The 18,140-nt window shown below is 50.1% G+C and carries 18 protein-coding genes and 7 tRNA genes; 3 read left to right on the top strand and 22 right to left on the bottom strand.

Features of this window, described 5'->3' with window-relative positions:
- Positions 1-12: 12 nt before the first annotated feature.
- From tnpC to tnpA, 3 genes are all read right to left on the bottom strand, one after another.
- On the bottom strand, positions 13-1,593 hold the full coding sequence (tnpC, locus tag ACJJJA_RS08905) for an IS66 family transposase (protein ID WP_444904351.1): 1,581 nt from the start codon (positions 1,591-1,593) through the stop codon (positions 13-15).
- Positions 1,594-1,661: 68 nt separating this feature from the next.
- Complete coding sequence (tnpB, locus tag ACJJJA_RS08900; RefSeq protein ID WP_444885483.1) at positions 1,662-2,012, bottom strand: IS66 family insertion sequence element accessory protein TnpB; 351 nt, start codon at positions 2,010-2,012, stop codon at positions 1,662-1,664.
- A 5-nt stretch (positions 2,013-2,017) separates the two neighbouring features.
- On the bottom strand, positions 2,018-2,308 hold the full coding sequence (tnpA, locus tag ACJJJA_RS08895; RefSeq protein ID WP_444904350.1) for an IS66 family insertion sequence element accessory protein TnpA: 291 nt from the start codon (positions 2,306-2,308) through the stop codon (positions 2,018-2,020).
- 239 nt (positions 2,309-2,547) lie between these two features.
- Between tnpA and ACJJJA_RS08890 the strand changes: the two genes are divergently transcribed.
- The gene (locus ACJJJA_RS08890) at positions 2,548-3,159 is read left to right on the top strand and encodes a hypothetical protein (RefSeq protein ID WP_444888554.1); all 612 of its coding nucleotides are present in this window, start codon (positions 2,548-2,550) and stop codon (positions 3,157-3,159) included.
- 569 nt (positions 3,160-3,728) lie between these two features.
- Entirely contained in the window at positions 3,729-3,944 is a 216-nt protein-coding gene (locus ACJJJA_RS08885) for an AlpA family phage regulatory protein (protein WP_444904349.1), read from the top strand.
- Positions 3,945-4,094: 150 nt separating this feature from the next.
- On the opposite strand, the gene ACJJJA_RS08880 is transcribed toward ACJJJA_RS08885, so the two are convergent.
- Positions 4,095-4,182: transfer RNA gene (locus ACJJJA_RS08880), tRNA-Ser, on the bottom strand.
- A 140-nt stretch (positions 4,183-4,322) separates the two neighbouring features.
- Positions 4,323-4,889, bottom strand: a complete 567-nt coding sequence (locus tag ACJJJA_RS08875; RefSeq protein ID WP_252085300.1) for a nitroreductase family protein — start codon at positions 4,887-4,889, stop codon at positions 4,323-4,325.
- A gap of 241 nt (positions 4,890-5,130) precedes the next feature.
- On the opposite strand from ACJJJA_RS08875, the gene ACJJJA_RS08870 reads away from it, so the two are divergent.
- A complete protein-coding gene (locus ACJJJA_RS08870) occupies positions 5,131-6,525 on the top strand; it encodes an adenylate/guanylate cyclase domain-containing protein (RefSeq protein WP_444885488.1) in 1,395 nt (464 codons plus the stop codon).
- Between the two features lie 13 nt (positions 6,526-6,538).
- On the opposite strand, the gene cyoD is transcribed toward ACJJJA_RS08870, so the two are convergent.
- The 17 genes from cyoD to msrB form a co-directional block, all read right to left on the bottom strand.
- Positions 6,539-6,859 (bottom strand): cytochrome o ubiquinol oxidase subunit IV, encoded by a 321-nt coding sequence (cyoD, locus tag ACJJJA_RS08865; RefSeq protein WP_252085298.1) that lies wholly within the window; start codon positions 6,857-6,859, stop codon positions 6,539-6,541.
- Positions 6,852-7,478 (bottom strand): cytochrome c oxidase subunit 3, encoded by a 627-nt coding sequence (locus ACJJJA_RS08860; protein ID WP_444904348.1) that lies wholly within the window; start codon positions 7,476-7,478, stop codon positions 6,852-6,854. The genes cyoD and ACJJJA_RS08860 overlap by 8 nt, the downstream gene beginning before the upstream one ends.
- A 6-nt stretch (positions 7,479-7,484) precedes the next feature.
- A complete protein-coding gene (locus ACJJJA_RS08855; RefSeq protein ID WP_444888549.1) occupies positions 7,485-9,560 on the bottom strand; it encodes a cbb3-type cytochrome c oxidase subunit I in 2,076 nt (691 codons plus the stop codon).
- Positions 9,557-10,432, bottom strand: a complete 876-nt coding sequence (locus ACJJJA_RS08850; RefSeq protein WP_444904347.1) for a ubiquinol oxidase subunit II — start codon at positions 10,430-10,432, stop codon at positions 9,557-9,559. The genes ACJJJA_RS08855 and ACJJJA_RS08850 overlap by 4 nt, the downstream gene beginning before the upstream one ends.
- 376 nt (positions 10,433-10,808) lie before the next feature.
- The gene (locus ACJJJA_RS08845; RefSeq protein WP_444888547.1) at positions 10,809-11,285 is read right to left on the bottom strand and encodes a hypothetical protein; all 477 of its coding nucleotides are present in this window, start codon (positions 11,283-11,285) and stop codon (positions 10,809-10,811) included.
- Between the two features lie 85 nt (positions 11,286-11,370).
- On the bottom strand, positions 11,371-12,933 hold the full coding sequence (locus ACJJJA_RS08840; RefSeq protein ID WP_444890783.1) for a hypothetical protein: 1,563 nt from the start codon (positions 12,931-12,933) through the stop codon (positions 11,371-11,373).
- Positions 12,934-13,225: 292 nt separating this feature from the next.
- Positions 13,226-14,056: an NADPH-dependent 7-cyano-7-deazaguanine reductase QueF gene (gene queF, locus ACJJJA_RS08835; RefSeq protein ID WP_444888545.1), complete on the bottom strand. Its 831-nt coding sequence runs from the start codon at positions 14,054-14,056 to the stop codon at positions 13,226-13,228.
- An 8-nt stretch (positions 14,057-14,064) separates the two neighbouring features.
- Positions 14,065-14,838, bottom strand: coding sequence for an ABC transporter permease (locus ACJJJA_RS08830; protein ID WP_252085291.1), 774 nt, complete (start codon positions 14,836-14,838; stop codon positions 14,065-14,067).
- Positions 14,835-15,770: an ABC transporter ATP-binding protein gene (locus ACJJJA_RS08825; protein ID WP_444888544.1), complete on the bottom strand. Its 936-nt coding sequence runs from the start codon at positions 15,768-15,770 to the stop codon at positions 14,835-14,837. The genes ACJJJA_RS08830 and ACJJJA_RS08825 overlap by 4 nt, the downstream gene beginning before the upstream one ends.
- A gap of 200 nt (positions 15,771-15,970) precedes the next feature.
- Positions 15,971-16,046, bottom strand: a tRNA-Gly gene (locus ACJJJA_RS08820).
- 39 nt (positions 16,047-16,085) lie between these two features.
- A tRNA-Glu gene (locus tag ACJJJA_RS08815) sits at positions 16,086-16,161 on the bottom strand.
- Positions 16,162-16,275: 114 nt separating this feature from the next.
- A tRNA-Gly gene (locus ACJJJA_RS08810) sits at positions 16,276-16,351 on the bottom strand.
- 34 nt (positions 16,352-16,385) lie between these two features.
- Positions 16,386-16,461, bottom strand: a tRNA-Glu gene (locus tag ACJJJA_RS08805).
- 118 nt (positions 16,462-16,579) lie between these two features.
- A tRNA-Gly gene (locus ACJJJA_RS08800) sits at positions 16,580-16,655 on the bottom strand.
- 1 nt (position 16,656) lies between these two features.
- Positions 16,657-16,732, bottom strand: a tRNA-Glu gene (locus ACJJJA_RS08795).
- 161 nt (positions 16,733-16,893) lie between these two features.
- Positions 16,894-17,670: a DUF1499 domain-containing protein gene (locus ACJJJA_RS08790; protein WP_444904346.1), complete on the bottom strand. Its 777-nt coding sequence runs from the start codon at positions 17,668-17,670 to the stop codon at positions 16,894-16,896.
- Positions 17,667-18,086, bottom strand: coding sequence for a peptide-methionine (R)-S-oxide reductase MsrB (msrB, locus tag ACJJJA_RS08785; protein ID WP_252085288.1), 420 nt, complete (start codon positions 18,084-18,086; stop codon positions 17,667-17,669). Before msrB ends, ACJJJA_RS08790 begins: the two co-directional genes overlap by 4 nt.
- Between the last annotated feature and the right edge of the window lie 54 nt (positions 18,087-18,140).

Here is an 18,140-nt window from a genome sequence, read left to right as displayed (position 1 = left end):
AGCATCGCCATATCATGCGGCTGCGGCCATCCCAGCTTTCTCAAGTTGGATATTCCAGGGTAGCAGTGCCTCATAATCCTCAACGGATTGGCAGTGAGGAATCTGCTTAAGCACCTCCACATAATACTTGTATGGGTCAAGGCCGTGGTGTTTAGCAGTGCGAATCAAACTGAAGTGCAGGCACAGTGCTTTTGCGCCATTGACCGAGGATGCAAACAGGAAGTTCTTTCGAGCCATGACAAAGGGCTTGATTTCCTGTTCAGTCAAATTGTTGTCGATTTCTAAGCGACCATCGCTGAGGAATGCACATAGCCCATTCCAATACTTCAGGCAGTAATTCATTGCCTTGCCCAGCGGGGATTTAGGTAGCACCTGCGGATAGTGCTCATCCAGCCAGCACTTAAAGGCAGTCATAATCGGCCTGGACTCCTCTTGTCGCAAATTGTGTCGCTGCTTTATGGTCAGCTGATTCTCTTTGGCTTTCCTCTCAACCCGATAGAGCTTCTTATAAAACTGCATTGCCCGTTTTGCTAGCCCGTCCCCTTGCGCCGCCCTCGCTATGGGTTCAAATTTTCTCCGGGCATGTGCATTGCAGTGATTTGGGTATACAGCTGTCTGTTCAAATAACAACTCAAAAAATGGATCAGCATCGCAATGTAGCGTGCCTCGAAAGCCGGCAAACCAGTCATTCACAAAATCTTTGTGATCAACGGCATTATATTCATAGAGGATCGCTTCCTTTCCTGGAGGACCACCTCGGAAACAGTAGGCATAAGATTTTCGGCTTGCTGGCCGGCCAGGTTCATTAAGAACCTGCAATGATGTGGCATCCAAAGCTCCAATATCGTAGCCAATGACGCCGTCTTTTAGCAAATTGATCAGTGGTTGTAGAGGCGTAGCACAATCGATAACAGTACGAGCCATGGCTTGACGTGGAAAGCTAAAGCCGGCACGGGTCTCAAACTGTTTTTCCAGGTGATAGAACGGCTGTCGATCATCAAGCTTGCTGGCTATGAGGTGGGCTAGAACGGATTCGGTAAACTTACCCTTGGGTAGGATATGCTTTGGCTTGGGAGCTATAACTATTTGGTCTGCACAGCCCTTGGGGCAGGCAACCTTCTCCCTCAACTCGACAATCACCTCATATACCGGGGGTATGTAGTTCAAGCGCTCATGGCGCTCGTAATCAACCAGATTCTTTTGGCAGCCACATGCACAGGTTTTATCCTGCTCTGAGACAGGAATTACCACCTCTATTCTTGGAAAGTGTTCGGCAAAGGACTTCTTTGTTTTTTTATGACGCTTGTGTGCCGCAATACTAACCACATCGTCCAGGTCTTTGTCGCCATCAGCATCATTTTCCTCTAAGGAACTTTCATCTCGAGCTTCTGAACTTTCGAATAGCAATCCCTGGGGATCATCAGGGTCTTCGTATCGCTCAGAGCGCCGACCAAAGAGAGAACGTTGCAGTTGTTTGAATTGAAACAATAGCTGATTGTAAGCCTTTTCAAACTGCTCGCACCGTTGGAGTGAGAGTTTGAGTTCACATGTAAGCTGTTCAACCTGGCACTGTAGCGTATCATCGGTAGCCATTGGGTTTTCCGATGTTAATTTATGTGTGGATTATACCATGGGGTACTATTTTCCAGGCTCTATACGTATCAATAAAAGCGGGAAAAATAGAGTTTTTCTGGTTCTTCTTGCTGAGTAAAATCCAACCCGGAAAGCAGCCACTGTAGCTGTGAAATCGATAACTCTATTGCGTCATTTGAAATGCCAGGAAAGATAAACCTCGACTGTTCATTTCGCTTATACAGGAGCCAGAATCCATTATCTTCCCAGTAGAGCATACGAATTTTATCTGCCTTTTTATTGCGAAAGACAAAGAGATGACTGGATGTCGGATCTTTGTGTAACGTATCAGCCACTAGGAGTACGATGCCATCAATCTGCTTGCGAAAATCGATCGGCTGACGGTAAAACCAGACTTTGCTGTTAAACGGTAGCCACATCGTATTTACAGGTCCATAAGGCCAGGAATTTGTGCCAACAATACCGGGCTATTGATCACCAGCTTTATGCCATTTGGGAACTCCAATATACCCAGGTTTCCCGCAGAGGCTACAGAGGGCTTGATATCCACGGGAACAAAGTCTGGGATATCAGACACCGAAGTTTGTTCGGATAGCTTGCGGTACCAGTAGAGGAACTGGCTGTAGTTTAGGCTGTGCTTACGAGTATAGGCGCGCTTGGATTGAGAGCTTTTCTCGTAGGCCCTGACATGACTTTGCCACTGCTGCTGATTCATGGGGCTTCCCTCCGAAGTTGATGGAGGGGGGATCATGCCAGTCAGTCAAAGCAAGTTAAATAATGTGGTTCATGTACCGCTTACCAAAGAGAAAGTCAAAGGTTTTCTACTTGCCAATATGGCACCACATTAACTTTTATTGCTTATTTAACTGCCAGCATAGGTTTACCGCTTGACATATTAACTTCGCCTCACATTAAATTTTACATCGCCGCCTAATCAAAAAATGGAGAGGACCAATGAGGGTCTACCCGATAATTTTTGCATTAATAGTTAACTTATTTTCTTCAAGTAATACATCCGCCAATAAAAGCATGGATAACGTATTAGAGGATTCGAATTATAATTCGCTTAAATCCGTATCCGAACGTTCAATAGCCAATGAAAATATTTCTCGCTCAGACTTAGTTCAACTCACAAATAGAGCGCAGTTTCAAGTAGAAGAATCTAACGCATCCATACAGGCAGATTTATCTGTTGATAGTCAATCAGTAAGATTTATTACGGAAAAATCTCAGAGTAATCCAGACTTTCTTAACATAACCATCAGGGTTGTTAGCGCGAACTACAGCATAGAGTTAGATCTCGAAAACTCCGAGTATGTAGTGTCTGGTTATGGCTCAAAACTTGGTATTGAAGGAAAACTGCTTATTGCCGCTCTAGCTTGGAAAATGGAAGAGAATAACTGGCATATATCCGAAAACTTATACAAATCCAAATCATACAGGATCGCCAACTGGTTCTCTGAAATGCCAGCAGGAATGATAATGCATACTATTGATTCAAGAACCAAGCCAGAGAAGGGCGAACCAGACTCTAATAATAGACAATCCATTGTACCCCAAATATAAGTTTTAGTCCTTTGACCTTACCTCCCAACTTCAGGGAAAGCAGCTAAATCCCCACAACTGCCATCTTTAAGTCCGACAATACCTCTATACAAACTTGGTGATTCCCCGGCTATTCTTTAATCGCCAGGGTGATAACAAAAAACTGCTGCTTCTGGATTATCACTGCAGTGCGGGTGTAGAGTTTGAACGCTATATCAGTTGCATATCACAGGCCTTCCAGCGTGGAAGTATTCAGGATGGGCACCGACTTCTTGCTCCTGGCCGGCCACTAAGAGAACTAGCTTAAGCTCTTAGGCGGACTGTATAAGCGGGACCTTTTTTGATTTGTGGATCTCTACCAGATAAACCCTTTCAGCCTCTATATGAACGTTCAGTGCTATCTTCCGGCGTAACTCGTAGAGCGGTTTCTATTGCTTTTCCATGCGCTCTACCTTTATTGCTTGACAACCTACATTGCCTAGCATGTCAGCGATTGGTATGCCACGAGAACAACAATTACCCAAATACTTGGCGCTGTCGCTTGCAGCCCCAATGCGCAATATACAGAGGGAATTACATTTATTTGTGGCATGAGCAATAAAAATTACTATGGTGAGGGATATGTAATGGTATCAACCTTAATATCTAGAAAATCTCACAGCATACCTCGCAGACATAAAGTCGAAGGACCTACAGGTTATAAGCGCAACAGCATTTACCGAATGATTAAAGAGGGCAGCTATCCTCATCAGCGACAAATAGACCCAGAAGCCGTGGGCTGCAAAAGCCAGGAAATCAAGATTTAATAGCAGAACATAATGCGAGGTCGAAGCCGAGCTGCTCTCTATCTACGGCCATCATTGAATAATTGCCTGTTAAAGAGCAAAGCGGAGGCCTGACAGGGAACTGAAGATTATTGAAACGAAAAAGCCCGGCATCAGCCGGGCTTTAAAATATGGCGGTGAGGGAGGGATTCGAACCCTCGATGCCTTTCGACATACACACTTTCCAGGCGTGCTCCTTCGGCCACTCGGACACCTCACCAAATTGTCACCCTCCGCGAGGGTAATCCTCTTTTTAGAGGAGCTCTCTCTTTAGCAAAATCTTCAAGGAAATCAGGAAGATAGCTGCTGTCTCATCGAGAGAGCGCGCACTTTACCCAAATGCTTCCGGTTGTGCAAGTACTAATTTGCTTTCCACTGTGAAAAAAAATCATCCACTTGTAAATCCGGTGCCTGGCGTGCCGCTTTATCGGGGGTTCCACAGTAGATAAACCCATCAATACGTTCATTTTCAGCCAAACCCAAACCTTGGGCAACCTGGGGATTATTGGCTAATGGTCCGGTGCGCCAGTAAACACCCACCCCCTCGGCATAAGCGGCTGTGAGCATTGCCTGCACCGCCCCTGCTGTGGACATATGTTGCTCCAGATGGGGAACCTTGGGGTGTTCCTGTAACCGTGTAATTGCCACAATAATCAAGGGGGCGCGCAGGGGCATCGCCAAGGTGCGTTGACGCTGAGCTTCAGTTAGAGGAACACCTTCAGACTGCTCAGCCGCTTTTAGAAATATTTCCCCTAGGCGCTCGCGCTCTTGGCCCTCTACCATTAGAAACCGCCAGGGGCGTAGGCAGGCGTGATCCGCTGCACGCAGTGCTGCGCGAAAGATATTTTGCCGCTGCTGCTCATTGGGTGCAGGCTCGACCAGCTTGCCCGTTGAAACTCTATTATGCAGGGCGGTCAGGGCATCCATCGTTCTCTCCATTTACTGACTGAGCGCTGAGTGTACCCTAACCCATCTGCGCAGCGCATACGTACGCCCCACATAAAAACCCTGTACAGGCATCGGTTTTTTAGCAATCTGGCTTTTGTAGGAGTACACTTCGCCCAGTAAATCACTGCGCAACCACTCGCTCCCAGAACTTTCCGGGACCAATCTGTGGCCTGCCTGCGGTTTGTTTATTACTGCTTAACGGACAAAAAGATAACCACAAATGCAGGACCAGCTTGAGGGGAACAAAGGGCGAAATATCAGCCCGCATTACTCGACTTATTTTCGCTGCCTAATTCTTTTTGCGGCTGCGGGAACCCTGGTAACTGCAATCGAGTGGTCATCTTCTTGGCAACCGGACAAACTGCTCAATGTTGGTGCTGCGGCTTTTATGCTGGTTTATTGCACTTTTGCTCAATTCATACTCTACAGATCCCGCGATAAGAAGGCTTATAAAACCCGTCGCATCCTGAGATTTTCCGATACCGTATTGGTAGGCATTACCGTTGCCCTGGCTAATTTCAGCATGCTGCCATCTCTGTTATTCATTACGATGGTTCAACTCAATGCGCTTTCCCTGGGAGGGGGGCGCCAGTGGTTTGAGCACAACACCGGCCTTTTAGTCGGCGTGGTACTGGGTTACCTGATGCACAGGCCGGCATTATTGATTAACGCCGACCTCACCATAAGCACCATGAGCCTGATTGGTATCCTGGTCTACCTCTGTGCCTATGCCTTTTTTACTCACCGCCAGATTGGCAAGCTCAAGGAAGCCAACCACACCCTGGCAACAGAGCAGCGCGTAAGCAAGGTGCGCTCTTACAAACTCTCCAAGTATTTGCCACAACGCTTGTGGCGCTCCGTAACCACCGGCGATGAAGAAGCACTGACTACCCAGCGCAAGCTGCTTACGGTGTTCTTTTCCGATATCAAAGATTTCAGCCAGTTGACCGAAGAGCTCGAAGCGGAAACCTTTACCCTCCTACTCAACAACTACCTCTCGGAGATGGCCCGAATCGCTGGCCAGTATGGGGGCACCATCGACAAATTTATTGGCGATGCGGTGATGGTGGTCTTTGGGGATGATGAAAGTAAGGGCCCCAAATCCGACGCCCTGCGCTGTGTGGCTATGGCTTTGGCGATGCGCAAGCGGGTGCGGGAAATGAAGCAGGAGTGGTACAACAAAGGGATCTCACGCCCTTTGCAGGTGCGCATGGGCATTAACACTGGCTATTGCACCGTGGGTATCTTCGGCACAGCCAACTACCAGTCTTACACCGTAATGGGCACCCACGTGAACCTGGCTTCCCGCCTGGAAGGCGCTGCACAGCCGGGGGAAATCCTGATTAGCCACGAGACCTGGGCAATGATCAAGCACACTGTTATGTGCCGAGACAAAGGGCATATTACGGTGAAGGGCATCAGCACCCCGGTTAAAGTCTACCAAGTCACCGACTTGCGCAAGAATCTCGGCGGACAGCAGAGTTACCTGGAGGAGCACGCCCCAGGCTTTTCTATGCACCTAGACTTGGATAAGATTCGCAACTACGACAAGGTCAAGGTACTGCAATCCCTGGAAAAAGCCACAACCAGCCTTAAAAGCAAAGTGATTATCTGAGCTTAGGGACCCGTCACATTGTGGTATGCATTCTCATTGCCAGGTTCCCCATGATCCAGGCAGTCCCCAAGACAATAATCAGCAAAATCAGCGTTGAAAAAAGGATCAGAGCCAGGTTATCCCGCCCTTCCTTTTGCGTTGTCACATTCAAGAAGCATTTGAGCTGTACGGCCAATTGGGCCACCCCAAGCAAACCTACCAATATAAGTACACTCTTATATTCCTTACCCAGAGCCAGTACCGCCCAGAATGCAGCCAACGTAAACACAACCGACAGCACATACCCGGTAAGATAGGTGCGCAAATGTGCGGAAAAACCGGATTTTTCAGCCATAGACCCAGCCACCAAAATAAACTACTGAGAAAATCCCAATCCAAATCAAATCCAGGAAATGCCAGAACAGCGCCAACCGTAAAAAGCGCAACTTCACCAAATCAGTCATGCCCACTGTAAGTACCTGTGCGATCATGACCAGCATCCACAGGCAGCCAAAGCTGACATGTAAACCATGTAGGGGCACCAAACCAAAGAAGGCTGATAGATAGCCGCTGCGCTGGGGCGTCCCTCCCTTGGCTGCCATTTCAGAGAAATCGAGCAACTCAAGAGTTAAGAAGCCCAGCCCCAACAGTAAAGTCACCACCACCCAAAACAGGAAACCGCCCTGGCTGCGCTGGTGCTTCATGGTGATAGTGGCTATCCCCACAGTGAGACTGCTGGTGAGTAGCAACATGGTCTGCGCAAAAAGGCTGCCGAAATCAAATAGCTCCCTGGGACCAGGGCCGCCTGCGGTCGCACCAATCATGGTGATATAGATAGCGAAAACGACCCCGAAAAAAATCAGGTCGCTCATCATAAAAACCCAGAATCCAAAGATCACCATATCCGGGTCTTTATGAATGGCTCCAGGGCTCTCTCTCATCCCCTTATTTAGCGCTGATGAATTCCCGTTCATCGGTAACTAATGCTCCAACTTAGCGTAGCCATGGTTTTGCGGAGTATTTTCCAGATCCCTGCCCACCGGTTCGGTATTTTTCACTAGCGTCAGCCACTTCTCCGTATCCTGCTGTACCTGACTCGCCGGAATAATTTGCTCACTGTCCCAGCGGAAGGTAGAGGCGATTACCACAATGATAATGGCCAGAACAGAAATCAGGGCCAACCACCACATGTACCAGACCAATGCAAACATCAGGATGCCGCTCAGAGCGCATAGAATAAATCCCAAAGGGTTATTCTTGGGCATCTCTATATCCCGATAGACTTTTGGTGGTAAATAAGCACGCCCCTGCTCCTTAGCCTCATTAAATTCATCCCGGTCCGTTACCCTCGGCAGTTCCGCAAAATTGTAGGAAGGCGCAGGGGCTGGGATCGACCATTCCAGAGAGCGCCCATCCCAAGGGTCCCCCACAGGAACGCGATTTTTCTTGCGATCCCGTAAACTGACCAGCAACTGCAATACCAGGCTGATCAATGCGCATAACACCACCATGGCCCCAATAAAAGCCACCACCATGTAGGGTTTGAAAGTCAGATCCATATAGCTGAATGAGCGCCTTGGCATCCCCAGTAATCCTGCACCATAAAGGGGAAAGAAAGTGAGCATAAACCCGGCTACCCAAAGATATGCCGACCACTTACCCAAGCGCTCATCCAGGCGAAAACCAAACGCCTTGGGGAACCAGTAGTTATATCCGGCCAGCAAACCAAATAGCACTCCTGGAATTAGCACATTATGGAAGTGCGCCACCAAAAACAGGGTATTGTGTACTTGGAAATCTACCGTGGGGTTCGCCAGAATGACTCCAGACAATCCACCGATCACGAATAAAATCAAAAATCCGATGGCGTAAATCATTGGAGTGGTAAAGCGAATTCGCCCGCGATACATCGTCGCCATCCAATCGTAGACTTTGACCCCGGTTGGCACCGCGATCAGCATGGTGGCGATACCAAATACAATATTGATGGTGGGGCTCTGCCCCATGGTAAAGAAGTGATGAAGCCACACGGTAAAGCTCAATACGGCAATAGACATGGTGGCAATTACCAATGACTTGTAGCCATATAGGCGCTTGGCGGAGTAAGTGGAGAACACCTCAGAAAAAATACCGTAGGCCGGCAGTACCAACAAATAGACCTCCGGGTGTCCGAACAGCCAAAATAAATTGGCATAGTTCATCATATTGCCACCGAGATCATTGGTGAAAAAGTGAAAATCCAAATAGCGGTCGAAACCGAGCATTAACGCCGCAACACTGAGTGGCGGCATAGCAAAAATCATCAGGATGGAGGAACACAATACCGTCCAGCAAAACATGGGCATGCGGAAAAATTTCATGCCCGCAGCACGGCATTTTAAAATGGTGACGGTAAAGTTAATCCCCGTAAGAGTGGTACCGGCCCCTGAAAATACAATCGCCCACACCCAGTAGTCTGGTCCCACGCCGGGATTAAAGTCCGCCCCCGTATAAGGCGGGTAGGCAGACCAGCCCCCAGTAGAGAATTCCCCTACCACCAGCGAGACCATCAACAGAATCCCAGAAGACACGGTGACCGCCAGGCTAATCTGGTTAAGTACTGGGAAAGCAACATCGCGAGCACCAATCTGTAATGGCATTACAAAATTGACCAGACCCACAACAAAAGGCACGGCAACAAAGAAAATCATAATAGTGCCGTGGGTGCTAAATAGCTGAGCGAAGTGATCTGCGTAGAGAAAACCATCTGGGGCAGCAGCCTGCTGTGCCCGCATCACCATGCCTTCCAGTAGTCCTCTGGTCATCATCACCAGTGCAAAGACTATGTACATGATGCCAATTCTTTTATGGTCTGTGCTGGTCAGCCATTCAGACCATAAAGTGCCCCATACGCGAAACCAGGTCAGTAGAGCGAGGATGGCGATGGTGGCAAAAACAACAATGGCACCAGCGGTACTGGCCACCACCTCACTCACCGAAAAATCGGTAAACAGCTTGCTGAAAACGATAGAATCCCAGCCCAGCTTTCCCAGCCAGCCATAGTCGGTAATATTCATGGCTGCGCACCCTCTGTTTTATCCTCACCCTGACCAAACTTCACCGTGCCGGGCTGCTCTTCCATACTAAGGGGCTTGCCCGAGTGATATCGCATAACAATGCCTTGAAACAGCTCGGGATCGGCAATGGTAAAATAGAGGGCATTGCTGGGCATTTGAGGCGTGGCCAACTGCTTTTGCATCTCTTTGCGGGTACTTCTTTCAGCCAGGCGATTATAGGTCTGAGCATCCAGCTCAATCCCCCTGGCGCGGACCTGTGCCACCCAGGCCTGAAAATCCTCTTCACTTTTAATCAATACATCAAATTTCTGCTCAGTAAATCCCTTGCCGGTATATTGGGTGTTTTCACCCTGGGTTTTACCATTCTTAGTCGCAATAAAATTGAGTCGTGTGGTCATGCCCGGCATCACATAGATCTGCCCCGCTAACGCCGCAATCCAAAAAGACTGCATCACGGTATCGCTGGTTAAAATCATGGAGACCGGAGTGTGTACAGGAACAACCAGTTCACCTACTGTGGCAATTTTTAAGTCTGGGTAGATAAACAACCACTTCCAGTCCAGTCCCACCACTTGCACTTGGACAGGAGGAAATACGCCTTCTATTTCCTCATAGGGGTCCAGAGCAATAGTTGCGCGCCAAAGCATAAAAGAGAGAACAAAAATCACCATAAAGGGAACACCCCACATGACGACTTCCAAAGGGCCGTAAGACTCCCACTTGGGCGCATAAATACCTTTTCCCTTCTTACGGCGATACTTAAATAGAATGACTGGCACCAGAATAAACACGGGCAGCACCGCTACCATGGTAAGTGCTGTCGCCCAGAAAAAATGAGTTTTCTGTTCATGGGCAACGGGTCCCAAAGGCATCAGAAAACTTTCAGTGGCAGAGCTTGAAGAGGGAATCAAAAAAAGAAAAAGAAATGCGAAAAGAAGAAATACTAACCAGAAGGATCGGTACTCAATACATCCCCAGTAGCGAACCCAGTATTGCACAAACCTGACAGGGGCCAAGGTATTCCAATCCATTGCAATGCCTACCGACCTTAGGATTCAGCAGGCATTCCTATCAGATTACCCGCCACAAAAAATTCACCGTACACATAAACCACATCAGGTGCTCAGCACACTCTTCCGTACGGCTCTTCTCACCAGAATAGCTGAACAAATTATGTTTTAACTTCACCTACCCCTCAGGAGGAAATGGTTTGTGGTGACCAACTCCATAAAACGATGGCATCAGCGCCTAGAAAACACCATCCTTCATCATTTGTTGAATAACGGTTTCCACATATTCCAGGGCATCTCCCTCCCTGGGACGGCGAATTTCCCCCATCATATAGTTCGCCAGGAAACTTTCAGATTCCAGGGACCAATACACCTCTTCCGATGGCGCAAAATATAAACGGGTTTCGACAATGGCCACTTGAGAGTTGGAAACATTCCTATTCAGTTGTTTAAAGCTGATCAACTGTGTCACCAATAGCGTGTCAAATTGATATTCAGCCAGGACATCAGCCAGCTCCCCCATCGTGGGAACCTTGCCATCGGCCGCAACATCACTCCATGAGAGGGCATTCACGCCATAGCGGCCCAACTGCTCCACCCAAATACTCTCCACATAGATACCAACTATTGGGCGAGGAACCAAGGTAAAGGCCAGGACCAAAGTTTTTCCCAGCGAGCGCTCTGCAACCAGTGGCGAATGCCAAGTGTCAGTCACCACTGTTCTCGGTGAATTACAGGAGGTTAAAAAACCCCATAGCAAAATAAAGCGCAACATTATTGATATCGCACATTTGAAACCACTAGAACGAGATACGGCTGGTGAACTGGGTCCGCCAGACTGAACCATAGGCTCCATCTTTGTCCTCCCTGGTTCCATAAAGGGCCTCAACGCCAAACAGCCAATGCGGCGTCGGGGTCCAGGTCAGATTAATACTGCTGTATTGGGTTTGATAAAATGAGGAGCCCGGCTGGAAATCCAGGTTGTCCTGATGCACCAGCCCATAGGTTGCCACGGTATAGAGGCACGGGCTCCACCAGTGTTGATAAGCCAGATACCAACCCAGAGTTGGAATTGCCTCCAGCCGATTATTGACGAAGTCATAGCTCGCGTCGGGGGGCTCATCATCCAGAAGGCTTCCATAGCCATAGCCATAGCTAAAGGAGTAGGAGGCAAAATCCGGCGCAAGCCTACCGGGCATATCAATCACGCCACTTAAATTGATACCCCATCCGGTATCCGAAACGGCAGACTGTGGTTCCCCACTGCCACGCAGGTCCCGCAGGATAAAACTGCCCTGAAAGTTAATGCGGTCTGTTTGGGAAATAACCGCTACCACAAAGTCCGGCCAGCGAGACACTTCCAGTGCATTCTGAAAAACCCGATCAGTTGGCGCATCCAGGGAGACTTGCAGAGTGAGAGTTGGATCATATTTACGGCTCCAACGTGCAACCGGACGCATGAGCGCTAACAGTGAGTTGGGGCCTTCGTAATCCAGGGTGTTTGGTGAGGCGGTTAAATTACTGAACGTGGACCAGTCGAGGCCCAACCGTAAATCTCCGCCCAGCAAAATATCACTGACCTGGCCGTATGCTTTGCGCAGACGCAACAAAGGCTCACTGACGGTCGGATCCCGAAGGAAATCCATAGAAAATTCATTTTCGATTAAACGGCCGCCCCAGGGCGTTCTTGACTTGAGCACCAATCTCGATACCTGAACGGAAACATTAGTCTGGCCATCCTCACCCTCCGCTGCGGTTCTATTGCTGGTGACAATAGCACTGGTTGTGAACTCAGCCGGGCTGACAATGGCGCCGGTGTCATAGTTAGCATCCAGCTCGGCGAAGCCATTAATTTTTATTCGAGTGCGACTGCCGAGCACAGGGATAGACCCCGGCCAGTCGGTCGGTACACTGGAAATGATTTCTTCGATATCCGTCTGTTCCGGATGCTTTGGGTCTCCCCTGGCCCGAGGGGGCGGTAGGGAGCCAGGCGGGATATCTTTGCGTATGAGCTCTAATTGATCGCGCAAATCATCGAGCGCAACGCTATCCACAGGCTCACTGTATTCTCTCGATGGAGGAACTGACGGCATTGGTACTGCCGGAACTGGCGCAGCCGGGGAATTTTCTGGGGGCCTCGCCCTGCGCAGCTCCTCCACCTGTTGCCGCAAAGCCTCTAGATCAGCCTTTTGCTGTCGGATTTGCGCTTCCTGTGCCTCGAGTTGGCGCTGCTGCGCTTCGATCACCTTCATCAATTGATCGGCTTCAACATAAACCTGGGCATTGGCGGGAGTGGAGGAAATAATTTGGATGAAAACCACAAGCACAGCGGGTAGCGCTGGAGACTGTGTTTGGATTTCCATATCTAGGGGGCCTATGGATCTGTGTAAATCATTGGCGATACACCAATTGCAGCTTATTTACTTTTTATCGAGCCAAGAAAAGTGAATAGCCACTAATGTAACTGTACAGGCCCATCGATAGGCTACATCCAATACACCTGCACCCAAAAAGCTATCCAGGAAAGCTTAGCCCAAGAGGGAACAGCGCCACTTGTGACACAAGATTTAAGGCAGGAGTGTTTTAATGCTGTGGGATTTGACGATATTGGCCACAGAAATACCTGAGACCAATATCACCTGTATTAGCAATAATTTACTGACGGGCGAAGCGCGGCGGTAGAGGCTTCTCAATACGGGTGGAGCGCAGCGGGTTGATATCCAGCCCTCCCCTGCGGGTATAGCGGGCACAAACTGTTAACTCGGAAAAGTCCGCAAGGTTTTGCAGATCGCAAAAAATCCGCTCCACGCAGTGTTCATGAAAATCCTGATGCTCACGGAAGGAAATAATATAGGCCAATAGCGCTTCGCGCTGCAGCATCGGCCCCTTGTATTCCACCATTACCGTCGCCCAATCCGGCTGGCCGGTAACCGGGCAATTACTGCGCAGCAAGTGGCTGTAGAGAGTTTCAGTAACCTCCACACCAATCTCTTCCAGCGCCAGCAGTGTCGAGTCCGGCTGGTATTGCTCTACGGCAATATCCAGCTGGTCGAGACAGAACCCTTGCGGCCTCTGCACATCCAGGGAGATATCTTCCACCTCCAGCAGGGTCACTTCCACAGCCATACCCACCGCAGCGCTTAGATCCCGCACTAGGGTATCCTGAACCAGCTGCCAGGAATCAAAGCGGCTTTGGTTAAAGGAGTTTAAGTACAATTTGAAGGACTTGGACTCCACCATACAGGGGCTTTCCGCGGGAAAGCTGAAGCGCGCCACCGCCACTTGGGGTTTGCCTCTGGTATTGAGCCAGGAGAGCTCAAACCCCCACCACTCATCTTCCCCAAAAAATGGCAGGGCGCCAACGGACAGCCCCAGTTGGGCTCGGGAAATGGATCGCTGAATCGGGTGCAGTAGCTCTGGGTTATAGCTGGATTCGTAAACGGTTTCCCGACCCAGCGGGAGGTTCTGCCAATCTTCTCTGCTCATACTCAACCTCAGTGCCTCAATCGCTTGCCGTGACTCATCAGGTAAAGTCCCCAGCTGGCGAGAAGCGCAATAAAAACCAAGACCCCAACAAATGCCCAGGCCACATTAATGTCGGAAACACCCAGGATTCCATAGCGAAAGGAGTTCACCATATAGAGAATCGGGTTCAATTTCGACAATCCTTGCCAAAAGGGCGACAACAGATCGATGGAGTAGAAAACACCACCCAGATAGGTAAGCGGGGTCAAAACAAAAGTGGGAATAATCGATATGGCGTCAAAGCTGTTGGCATAAATCGCATTGATAAAACCCGCCAGAGAGAATAGCGCCGATGTGAGAAACACAATAGCGATGGTGACTCCCAGGTGTTCGACTCTGAGAGAAGTAAAAAACATCGCTACTAGAGTGACAATCAGGCCTACAACTAAGCCACGCGCAACACCGCCCAGTACATAGCCAGCCATCACCGCCCAATTTGGCGTAGGCGAGACCAACAGCTCCTCAACGCTACGCTGAAACTTAGCACTGTAAAAAGAGGACACGACATTGCCATAGGAGTTGGTGATCACTGACATCATAATCAGCCCAGGCACCACAAACTCCATATAAGGGTATCCGCCCATTTCCCCGATACGGCTGCCAATAAGAGAGCCAAAAATCACAAAGTACAACGTCATGGTGATCACCGGCGGCACCAGGGTCTGTGGCCAGATACGCATAAAGCGGCGCACCTCCCGGCGGAAAATGGTGCTGAAGGATATCCAGGTCAACTTACCGCTCACGAATCCAACCCCTCTTCTTTTTCCTCGGACAACATGGAAATAAACAATTCTTCCAGGCGGTTGGCACGATTGCGCATACTGGTCACGGTAACGCCCTGGGCCTTGAGCTCGACAAAGACCTCTGTCAGTGACTGCCCTTTTTCTACAGTGATTTCCAGGGAATGATTATCCAACAGGCAACATTTAAACCCGGTAAGCTCCGGTGCCTTACTTAGGTATTCGCTGCAGTCGAGAATAAATGTCTCGCGGTTGAGAGTCTTCAGCAGGGACTTGATAGAGGTATTCTCAACGATAACGCCCTTATCGATAATGGCGATATTGCGGCACAGGCTCTCCGCCTCCTCCAGGTAATGGGTAGTGAGAATAATGGTGGTACCCCGAGCGTTAATGTCCTCCAGGAAGCTCCACATGGAGCGACGCAGCTCGATATCCACCCCAGCAGTAGGCTCATCCAGAATCAGTAGTTTTGGCTCGTGAATCAGCGCCCGTGCAATCATCAGGCGGCGCTTCATCCCCCCAGACAGCATACGCGCCTGAGTGTGTCGCTTATCCCAAAGTCCCAACTGCTTCAGATATTGCTCTGTGCGCTCCTCTGCCAACTTGCGCGGCATTCCATAGAATCCCCCCTGAGTAGCCACAATATCGAAGACTTTTTCAAACTGACTGAAATTGAACTCCTGCGGCACCACGCCTAAAAGACGCTTGGCAGCGGCAAAATCACTGTCGATATCGACACCAAAAATCGACACGCTACCGGCAGTCTTGCGCACCAATGAGCAGATAATGCCAATAGTGGTGGACTTACCTGCACCATTGGGGCCCAGCAGAGCAAAGAAGTCCCCCGGCTGCACTTCGAAGCTGATCCCTTTCAGGGCCTGGAAGCCGCCTTCGTAGGTTTTTTGCAGGTTATGGATAGATAGCGCGGCGGTCATTGTGAATTCCTATGCTGAAGGCGCCATTCAACGTGCTTGCCCGAATAATTTCAACCGGCGGAAACACAGGGAAGCCCAAAGCCGCGGAGGCGGAATTCCAGGTGCACAGTCGCACTCCGGCAATACCAGTGCAAGTAATAAACTTAGAAGCAATATATCGGAAAATAAAAAAGCCGCTCGATTGAGCGGCTTTTTTATTTTGGAGCGGGAAACCGGGTTCGAACCGGCGACCTCAACCTTGGCAAGGTTGCGCTCTACCAACTGAGCTATTCCCGCGTTTTGTGTTGGCCCGGCAGCATTGCTGCCGGGCCGTATTGGCATCCCCAAGGGGAGTCGAACCCCTGTTACCGCCGTGAAAGGGCGGTGTCCTAGGCCTCTAGACGATGGGGACAGAAACTTTGCACTACAACCTCTTCGGTCCCGTGCTGCCACGCTGTCCATGGCTTTGCCACCTCGCGGTGACTTTACTTTTGAATGGGGCCAAAGATCCATCCAAAAATAAAATTGGAGCGGGAAACCGGGTTCGAACCGGCGACCTCAACCTTGGCAAGGTTGCGCTCTACCAACTGAGCTATTCCCGCAATTTGACCCGGTAGCATTGCTACCGGGTCGTATTGGCATCCCCAAGGGGAGTCGAACCCCTGTTACCGCCGTGAAAGGGCGGTGTCCTAGGCCTCTAGACGATGGGGACAGAAACTTGCACTTCGACCTTAAGGTCCGGTGCTGCCATGCTGTCCATGGCAATGCCACTGATTTCTCGGTGGCGTGCTTTGTGAGCTGACTAGAGATCATCTCGCAAAGCGGAAACTTGGAGCGGGAAACCGGGTTCGAACCGGCGACCTCAACCTTGGCAAGGTTGCGCTCTACCAACTGAGCTATTCCCGCGTGGCATCCCCAAGGGGAGTCGAACCCCTGTTACCGCCGTGAAAGGGCGGTGTCCTAGGCCTCTAGACGATGGGGACCCAGAAACCTTCTGTCGTTTCGCTGCGTTTTAAAGTGTAGCTCTGCGTCAGAAGTGGGGCGCATTCTATGTACCGTTCGGGATACTGTCAACACCCGAATTGAATTTTTTTTCTTTTATTGTCAGATACTTACCTAACACTGCCGGTTGCGGGAAGATAATTTAGGCGTCAGAGGGCTCTCCGTACTGCTCGCTGAGTACACGCAGGTGCAGCTCCTCAATAAACTCACGAATACGCTTTGCGTTGGCCCCTAGGTCACTGACTCCCACACGGGAACTGGAACGCACGTCCACCCGCGAGCCACCATCATCTTCCGGCCGTACTCGCACCACTATGTCGTCGGTAAAGCCTAACAGCAGGGTTCGGTCGGTTGCCTCGATATGCCCCTTCTCTGGTTCGTAAGACACAATCTTCCAGCCCAGTTTCTTGGCAACCTCCGCCGCCAGCTCAGTGGTGCGGGCTACAGACATATGGACATGCAGTGGATAGATGTCGGAATAGATATCGGTTTCACGCTGCAGGCTCGCCACAGGCTCGCCGCCGTATGCGGCACTATTGTCCCCAGGCTTACGCAAGTCGAGGACTGCTTGGTATGCCGGGGGGTTGCGGGTATCGGTAGTGATATCGTGGATTTTTGGCGCATTGAAATTATCTTTGCCCACCGTAATGAGGGGCACAGCTACTGGCAGCAGTCCCAGCAACGCAGCCCAAAGGGCATTGCTGCGCGCCTGGGGCCTGTGATTGCGCGACCCCCAGACAAACACCAGTAAACTCACCAGTGCGACAATCAGTGCCGCCCCACCCGCGTAGGTAAATATCATGAAGACCAATTCGAAGCGCAACAATCCGAAACGCAGTGCCATGCCTGCGAGCACAATAATCCCGAGTAGCCCCCACTGCACCCTGAGTAGCCAGCGACTCCAGTGTACTCTCCTCACTTGCCCTCCTCTTCGCCGTCTTCGTTGAACTCCTGGTCCAGCCTCACCGACAAGGAATTAACACAGTAGCGAAGGCCGGTTTCAGTAGGCCCATCATCGAACACATGCCCCAGATGACTGTCGCATTGACTGCAGCGAATCTCGATACGTTCCATACCAAAACTATTATCGGCTAGCTCTCGAATAATCCCCACGCTAAATTCCTCATCGAAGCTGGGCCAGCCACAGTAGCTCTGGAATTTTGCTCCCGCATCAAACAAAACCTCGCCACAACAGCGGCAGCGGTAGAGACCTTTGTCAAAAACATCCCAATATTCCCCGCTAAATGGCGCTTCTGTCCCCCCTTTGCGACAGACCTCAAACTCCTCATCTGTCAGCTGATCTCGCCAGTAGTTATCGTCTTTTGCTTTTGCCATACTGTCTCGTTCCGTTTTAATCGTTCTCGCAGGAGCGGTGACCGCCGCCAGTGG

Source organism: Microbulbifer mixtoriginis (SeqCode) (assembly GCF_052466865.1).
Note: the sequence above shows the minus strand (reverse complement) of the source record. Positions and strands in the feature narration are given on the sequence as shown.